The 7,294-nt window shown below is 66.5% G+C and carries 7 protein-coding genes, 5 tRNA genes and 1 pseudogene; 7 read left to right on the top strand and 6 right to left on the bottom strand.

The window, feature by feature from the left end:
• Nucleotides 1–37: 37 nt before the first annotated feature.
• The 5 genes from TVH25_RS20080 to TVH25_RS20060 all read right to left on the bottom strand — a co-directional run bounded on the left by TVH25_RS20080 (nucleotide 38) and on the right by TVH25_RS20060 (nucleotide 1,280).
• Nucleotides 38–111 (bottom strand) — tRNA-Asp (locus tag TVH25_RS20080).
• A gap of 95 nt (nucleotides 112–206) precedes the next feature.
• Nucleotides 207–280, bottom strand: a tRNA-Phe gene (locus TVH25_RS20075).
• Between the two features lie 39 nt (nucleotides 281–319).
• Nucleotides 320–393: transfer RNA gene (locus TVH25_RS20070), tRNA-Asp, on the bottom strand.
• A gap of 54 nt (nucleotides 394–447) precedes the next feature.
• Nucleotides 448–520 (bottom strand) — tRNA-Glu (locus TVH25_RS20065).
• Nucleotides 521–629: 109 nt separating this feature from the next.
• On the bottom strand, nucleotides 630–1,280 hold the full coding sequence (locus TVH25_RS20060) for a TetR family transcriptional regulator (protein WP_422425304.1): 651 nt from the start codon (nucleotides 1,278–1,280) through the stop codon (nucleotides 630–632).
• A 309-nt stretch (nucleotides 1,281–1,589) separates the two neighbouring features.
• Between TVH25_RS20060 and TVH25_RS20055 the strand changes: the two genes are divergently transcribed.
• A tRNA-Lys gene (locus TVH25_RS20055) sits at nucleotides 1,590–1,665 on the top strand.
• Between the two features lie 111 nt (nucleotides 1,666–1,776).
• Complete coding sequence (locus TVH25_RS20050; protein WP_422425303.1) at nucleotides 1,777–2,217, top strand: hypothetical protein; 441 nt, start codon at nucleotides 1,777–1,779, stop codon at nucleotides 2,215–2,217.
• A gap of 14 nt (nucleotides 2,218–2,231) precedes the next feature.
• Here the strand turns inward: TVH25_RS20050 and TVH25_RS20045 are convergent, their stop codons facing one another.
• On the bottom strand, nucleotides 2,232–2,876 hold the full coding sequence (locus TVH25_RS20045) for a hypothetical protein (protein WP_169621262.1): 645 nt from the start codon (nucleotides 2,874–2,876) through the stop codon (nucleotides 2,232–2,234).
• Nucleotides 2,877–3,047: 171 nt separating this feature from the next.
• Between TVH25_RS20045 and TVH25_RS20040 the strand changes: the two genes are divergently transcribed.
• From TVH25_RS20040 to TVH25_RS20020, 5 genes and pseudogenes are all read left to right on the top strand, one after another.
• Entirely contained in the window at nucleotides 3,048–3,509 is a 462-nt protein-coding gene (locus TVH25_RS20040) for a hypothetical protein (RefSeq protein WP_169621263.1), read from the top strand.
• Nucleotides 3,510–3,639: 130 nt separating this feature from the next.
• Nucleotides 3,640–4,242, top strand: a complete 603-nt coding sequence (locus tag TVH25_RS20035) for a DUF937 domain-containing protein (RefSeq protein ID WP_422425305.1) — start codon at nucleotides 3,640–3,642, stop codon at nucleotides 4,240–4,242.
• A gap of 258 nt (nucleotides 4,243–4,500) precedes the next feature.
• The gene (locus tag TVH25_RS20030; RefSeq protein ID WP_169621264.1) at nucleotides 4,501–5,454 is read left to right on the top strand and encodes an acyl-ACP desaturase; all 954 of its coding nucleotides are present in this window, start codon (nucleotides 4,501–4,503) and stop codon (nucleotides 5,452–5,454) included.
• A 159-nt stretch (nucleotides 5,455–5,613) separates the two neighbouring features.
• Nucleotides 5,614–6,756, top strand: a complete 1,143-nt coding sequence (gene dusB / locus TVH25_RS20025; protein ID WP_169621265.1) for a tRNA dihydrouridine synthase DusB — start codon at nucleotides 5,614–5,616, stop codon at nucleotides 6,754–6,756.
• Between the two features lie 126 nt (nucleotides 6,757–6,882).
• Nucleotides 6,883–7,294, top strand: a pseudogene (locus TVH25_RS20020) (hypothetical protein); the annotation flags it as partial.

Below are 7,294 nucleotides of genomic sequence, written 5' to 3'. Positions count from 1 at the left end.
GGCCCGGTATCCGTAGATACCGGGCCTTCGCCTGATGCGACCCTGACGGGACTCGAACCCGCGACCTCCGCCGTGACAGGGCGGCGCGCTAACCAACTGCGCTACAGGGCCATGAAAGAACCCCAACGGGGTTCCCATAGCAGGACCCACCGCACGCGGTGGGTCCTCGATATGTAATTGAGCGGTTGTCTGCCGGACAACCTCTGTGGCCAGGGCCGGGATCGAACCGGCGACCTTCCGCTTTTCAGGCGGACGCTCGTACCAACTGAGCTACCTGGCCGGACGGCACCCGAACCGAATGCCAATCGCTTGCGTTGAGCGACCCTGACGGGACTCGAACCCGCGACCTCCGCCGTGACAGGGCGGCGCGCTAACCAACTGCGCCACAGGGCCATACATATTCAGTTCTTTCACCAAAGTACTGCACACTTCGACAGAATCGAAGCGTACCCCCTACGGGATTCGAACCCGCGCTACCGCCTTGAAAGGGCGGCGTCCTAGGCCGCTAGACGAAGGGGGCCCGATCGGATCTCTCCGAACCGCACCCTCAACGGGTTTGGCGTTTCCGTTGGGAGCTTGGACAGCTTATGCCACGGCATTCGAGAATCACAAATCGCCAGGTCACGCCACTATTTGGTGTTCGGACGGGCACTCGGCCAGCCACGCTCGCGCCACCGCGCGAGCCAGTCCTCGGACGCTGTCGCTTCCAGGGGAATCTCGAGGCAGCTTTCGAACCGTGAGCGCACATCCACACCCGGCGCGGTGAGGTCGGCGAGATAGCGCTGGCCGGCGAGCGACGAACCGACGGCGCCGACGAACCGCCGCAGATCCACGCCCGGCCGGAACAGCCCGAGTTTCTCGGCCTCCTCCGCCAGCCGGTAGCCGGCATGCCCCCACACGGAGGTTCCGCGCAACTCCGCCTCGTCGGCGAACTCCGGGTCGATGACGAGACGGAACTCAGCCGCGATGATGACGTCGTTGTGGAGCGCCTCTCCCAAATCGCAGATCATCCCGTGGAGCCGCTCGAAGGGATCGAGCTCGGAGAAGCCGACCCACCTGTCGACGATGGCGCGGTAATGGTCGAGCCCCTCCTCGAGTACCGCGCGCGCAAGGTCTTCCTTCGACTTGAAGTGGAAGTACATCGCACCCTTGGTGGCGCCCGAGTGCTCGAGGATCAGATTGATCGACGCCGCGGCGAATCCCCTCTTGGCGAATTCGGCGGCTGCCGATTCGACGATCGCGGCCCGAGTACGCCGGGCACGCTCCTGCTGAAGTGGCATGGGGAATACAGCCTTCCGAGTACCGGTCAATTCCCCCCTTCACCCAACTTTAGACTGCTCCGGCACGTCAGGGGCAGGTAGTCGGAGCGAGAGCACCTGTTCCCGCGGGGCGGCCGGAGACGGCTTTCCGGCACTGCGCCCGAGAACACACCGGGTGGTATTCTTTTTCCGGCTCGGGTGCGAAGCAGGGGGTGAGCACCCGAGCCGTTCTGCTTTCACCGGGTCCCGCACACCACGGGAGGGTGTCGAAACCGGAGCCGAGCGTCCGATACCATCGAGACGCTCGATGTGGTTACATTGTGCGCCCACGCCCCTATAGCTCAGTTGGTAGAGCTACGGACTTTTAATCCGCAGGTCGTAGGTTCGAGCCCTACTGGGGGCACCACGCACGACCCGGCGTTCGTTTCCGAACGCCGGGTCGTGTCGTTTTCGTGGCGAACCGGAGCCGGAACAGCGTGCCCGTAACAGAAATCACGACGAAACGGATCAACGAGACATGAGACTTCGCGCTCTCGCGCTCGCACCTGCTCTGATACTCCTCGCCGCATGCGGAGGAGGGGGCGACACAGCAGAGTCCGGGTCCCCCGCCGGTGCCGGGTCCGAGGTCGACTGGAACTACATCCGCGCGCAGCACAGCGACACGCTGGCGAACATCTCGTGCCTCAGCGATGCGACGTCGTCCGCTGTGGACTGCAACCGGGAGCGCTCCGAAAGCCTCGCCTCGCTACGCGCGGACGTCGAACGACTCCCCGACGGTGCGTCGAAGAGCGACATGCTCCGCAGCATCGGCCACTGGGACGAGAAGTACGCCGAGTACACCGCGAAGGAATGCGTCGGCACCGTCGACACGACCCGGCTCCCGTGTGCGCTCGACGAGAGCCTTCTCAACGTGAACATGCTGAGCATCGCGTCCGCCGCGAAGAATTCGGCAGGCTGACCGGATACGGGCGATCAACTCCCGGATCGGTGAGCGCCCGGGGGTACGTCGTCCGGGCCGGTCCCCAGTTCCTGGGCAGCCCGGCGCCGCTCTTCTTCACGCTTTTCCTCGAGCCGCTGCCGCTCGAGATTCTCGCGCACGCGGTTGAGGTCGCGCCCCCGCTTGCGGTAGCGGTTGACGGCGACGAAAAAGATCACGCACGCCAGGGCCCCGACGATCGCGCCCACCAGTGACGCGCCCCGGAACCCCGGCGCATCGACATCGAGGATCCGCTCACCGGCGTGTGCGGCGTTGCTGCCACCGAGCACGATGCTCAGGGTCATGAGGTTGGGGAGCGCGATGACCAGCGCCGCCACGGCGAGCAGGATCTGTAGGACCCGGTGGTGCTTCCATCGTCGGACCTGCCAGATGCAGGCGAACAGGATGAGCGGGATCGCGGTACAGAGAAGACCGAAAGACAGCCCCCACAGAATGCCGCGGGCGAATCCACCCTCCGCGAGGCCGGCGATCCGTTGCGCCCACCATCTCGGGACGAATGCGGCGAGCACGAAATACGCAATGACGAGCACGGCCAGCGTGACGACGACGACGAGCGTCTTCTTCGCCCACGGAGGCAAACCCTGCCGTGTCTCCTCCGACCGAATACTTGCGTCCGACATCGTGCGGCCCTCCCTGGGTCCTCGGTAGACGCGCCTCAGCCTACGGACCGGTCCGAGTCGTCGAACGTGAATCGGTCCGCCTGCGTTTCTATCCGGTGACCGAACGCTTCTTTGGATACGGTGAGTCCGCAAAACGAATTGTCTCGGTTCGTTTTCGTTTCAGGGGGGAACATGCGCAGTTTCGTGGACCTGGGCCTGTTTCTGGCCGCAGTCGCACTGGGTATCGGGGCGGTGCTGCCCGTCGTCGGAGGTGTACGCCCCACCCAGATCCCGTTGTCGGGATTGCGTGACGGGTTCGCGAGCGCGGATCTCGCCGGCATCGCTTCGCCCGGCTTGCCCCTCCACGAATCTCTCGCGGTGCCACTGGCTGTCGCGGCCGTCCTGCTCCTCCTCGCGGCCTTGTTCGACTCCGTGATCACCGGATGGGTCGGAACGCTTCTGGGGATCGTCACGGCAGTCGCGTTCTGGGCGCAGATCTTCTCCGCGCACGGTGACTACGTGCAGGAGAACCGCCGGACCGCGCTCACCAACCAGAACGGCACGGTGTTGTTGCTGAGCGGCATCCTCGTGGCGTTGCTGTGCTGCCTGGTCGCGCTTCGTCGACCCCCCGGTGGCGCCGACTCGTTCGATTGACAGGTTGCCTGCCGGATCGGCACCACCCGGCGGCCGGGCTCTCCCTGCGGTGCGGTTCGTAACGGCGGCAGTCGCTAATCTCGGCCGCACGGGCGGCCGCGACGGGACGCCCATGACCAGGCAGGTGCTCATGGCAAGTCTCGACGAACTCCTCTCCCAGATCCCCCTCGACCGTGTGGCCGAGCGCCTCGGCGTCGACCGGCAGACCGCGGAGACCGCGGTGCGGGCGGCGCTGCCCACCCTCGTCGGTGGACTCGGTGCCAATGCACGCGATCCGGAGGGAGCGGCCTCGCTGATATCGGCACTCGACGAACACTCCGGTTCGGGTGTTCTCGACGGCGGGGTGAACGTGGACGAGGTCGACGCCGCAGACGGCAGCAAGATCGTCTCCAACGTGTTCGGGGAGAAGAAGGAACAGGTGATCAGCACCCTGGGTGCGGTCAACGGATCCGGCGGGAACGACCTGATTGCCAAGCTTCTCCCGATCCTCGCGCCCATCGTGCTCTCCTACCTCGCAAAGCAGATCACCGGCAACGGCGCCACCACGGCCGGCGACGCTCGGCCGAGCGGTGGGATCGGCGACATCCTCGGAGGTCTGCTCGAAGGCGCGGCCGGTCGTTCCGGTGCGGGTGGCGGCGGCATCGGGGACGTTCTCGGCAGCGTGCTCGGGGGCAACTCCGGCGGCGGTCTCGGCGGGATTCTCGGTGGTCTTCTCGGCGGCGGCAAGCGCTGAGCCGGGACACCGACGACGACGCCGGCGCCCTGTCGGCGTCGTCGCCCGTTTCGACCGCTGCCCCGCCGTGTCGGGGGCGGCCTCCGGCCGTAGACCGGATCCGGCCTGTACGGTGACCGGCGAACGATTGTGATCGGGGACACGGATAAGACCTGATCACGGCAGCATGTTGTACCGCGTGACAGCGCAGTACGACATTTACCTACGGTTCCGTAGGCTGACAGAGTTCATGCGACACCACACGGAGGGTACGAAGGTATGACGCGAGTCCTGACACAGTTGGAGTTGCTACGCGAGCTGGAGCCCGTTGCCGAAGCGAACGTCGACCGTCACCTGTCGATGGCGAAGGACTGGCATCCTCACGACTACGTCCCGTGGGACGAAGGACGCAACTTCGCTGCGATGGGCGGAGTCGACTGGGAGCCCGAGCAGTCACAGCTCGGCGAGGTCGCCAAGGCGGCGATGATCACCAATCTCCTCACCGAGGACAACCTGCCCTCGTACCACCGCGAGATCGCGGAGGCGTTCTCCCGGGACGGCGCGTGGGGTACCTGGGTGGGCCGATGGACCGCCGAGGAGAACCGCCACGGCATCGTGATGCGCGACTACCTCGTCGTCACCCGCGGTGTCGACCCGGTGGCACTCGAGAATGCGCGCATGGAGCACATGACCAACGGCTTCGGTTCCCCGAACGAGACGGGAATGCTCCATTCGGTCGCGTACGTGACGTTCCAGGAACTCGCGACGCGCGTGTCGCACCGCAACACAGGTCTGGCCTGCAACGACTCCGTGGCCGACAAGATGCTGCAGCGGATCGCCGCCGACGAGAACCTGCACATGATCTTCTACCGCAACATCTGCGACGCCGCGCTCGACGTCGCGCCCGTGCAGGCACTGGAGGCGATCGTTCACGTTCTCCGCACCTTCGAGATGCCCGGAGCGGGGATGCCCAATTTCCGCCGCAACGGAGTGCTCATGGCGAAGCACGGCATCTACGACCTGCGTCAGCACCTCGACGACGTGGTGATGCCGGTGCTGCGCAAGTGGCGGATCTTCGAACGCGATTTCGGAGCCGGTGGCGCCCAGCTCATCGACGAACTGGGGACCTACCTCGAAGAACTCGAGCGCCAGGCCGTGAAGTTCGAGGACATGCGCGACCGGTCGCTCGCACGCGAAGCAGCCAAACTGGAACGCGCGGGCGCCCTGTCCTGACCCCGGACCGAGGTTCGTCCCGGCAGATTCGGGGCCTACGTCGGTAAACGGTTATCCTGTGCCCGGTACCGCTCTCGGTACCGGGCACAGTCGTCTCCCCGGCGAGGTACCGCGGGAGTTCGCAGTCTTGTTGAAACACAACGCTTTCAGAGGTTCTTCATGTCACCCCTTCGCATCGGCTCGCTCGAACTGAACAGCCCGGTCGTGCTGGCGCCGATGGCGGGAGTGACGAACGTCGCATTTCGCACTCTGTGCCGCGAACTCGAACTCGAACGAGCCGGAAGCACCTCCGGGCTCTACGTGTGCGAGATGGTCACCGCCCGCGCTCTGGTCGAGCGACATCCCGTCACCATGCACATGACGACGTTCGGCCCCACCGAAACCCCGCGTTCACTCCAGCTGTACACCGTCGATCCCGACACCACGTACGCGGCGGCGAAGATGATCGTCGACGAGAACATGGCCGATCACATCGACATGAACTTCGGCTGCCCGGTGCCCAAGGTCACCCGGAAGGGCGGCGGGTCTGCCCTTCCGTACAAGCGCCGACTGTTCGGGCAGATCGTGGCCGCTGCGGTGCGGGCCACCGAGGGCACCGATATCCCGGTGACGGTGAAGTTCCGGGTCGGCATCGACGACGAGCACCACACCCACCTCGACGCCGGGCGCATCGCCGCCGACGAGGGCGCGGCCGCTGTGGCACTTCACGCCCGGACCGCCGCGCAGCGGTACTCGGGCGCTGCGGACTGGAACGAGATCGCCCGGCTCAAAGAGCACGTCACCACCGTCCCGGTTCTCGGCAACGGCGACATCTTCGACGCGGGGGATGCGGAGAAGATGATGACCCAGACCGGGTGCGACGGCGTGGTCGTCGGTCGCGGCTGCCTGGGCCGCCCGTGGCTCTTCGCAGAACTCAGCGCCGCGCTCAACGGCCAGGAGATCCCCACTCCTCCGTCCCTGGGAGAAGTGACGCAGATCATGCGGCGCCACGCCGAGCTGCTCGCCGACCATCACGGCGAAGACCGCGGCACTCGCGAACTCCGCAAGCACATCGCGTGGTACCTGCGCGGCTTCCCCGCCGGGTCCGAAGTCCGCAGCGGTCTCGCGCGGGTGTCTTCGCTCGCCGAACTCGATGATCTGCTCGGAAAACTCGACGCCGACGTGCCGTTTCCCGCGGATGCGGAGGGCCCCCGTGGGCGTCAGGGTTCACCGAGCAGCGTCGCACTGCCCGAGGGCTGGCTCGACGATCCGGAGGACACCTGCGTCCCGGTAGGTGCCGACATCATGCACTCGGGCGGGTAGGAGTCCTTACCCTTCCCGTCGTGTGCGCGTCCACATGAGGGGTCCGTCACCGGCCGCGTGTACCGCTTCGGTAACAGACGGTCAGTATCATGACGGGATCATTGCGCACCGCCCCCTATGCGGGCGGTGCGCGCGAATGCGGTCGACCCGCGGAGAGGCAAGGCACCGGTGGACGAAGGGCACGACTCGGGCCTGCCCGACAATCGCGCTCCTTGGGAACGTCCGATAGCCGACCCCACCTTCCGTGAGGCTCCGTCCGGGCATCGCCGCCGCAGTCGTGCCCGCCGCGCCGACATCCCGGCCGACGGTGCGCGTGCCGGTGGCGCTCATTCGGAGGATGCCCGTTCCAGAGGTGCGCATTCCGCGGAGGCGCAGTCCGAGGGTGACCACGCGGCAAGCCGCCGTGATTCCGGCCGGAACCGCCGCGCCGCGGACGCCGGCGACCCCGAGCGGCTCACCGTCGCGGACCTCGTCGACAAGGTGTCGCGCCGAGACGGGTCACCTCCCCCGACGCCGACGCCGACGCCCACGCCCCCGC

The sequence above is a fragment of the Rhodococcus sp. 7Tela_A2 genome (genome assembly GCF_049311045.1).
Lineage (GTDB): Bacteria > Actinomycetota > Actinomycetes > Mycobacteriales > Mycobacteriaceae > Rhodococcus.
The sequence above is the reverse complement of the archived record's forward strand: the minus strand, read 5'-3'. Positions and strand labels throughout refer to the sequence as shown.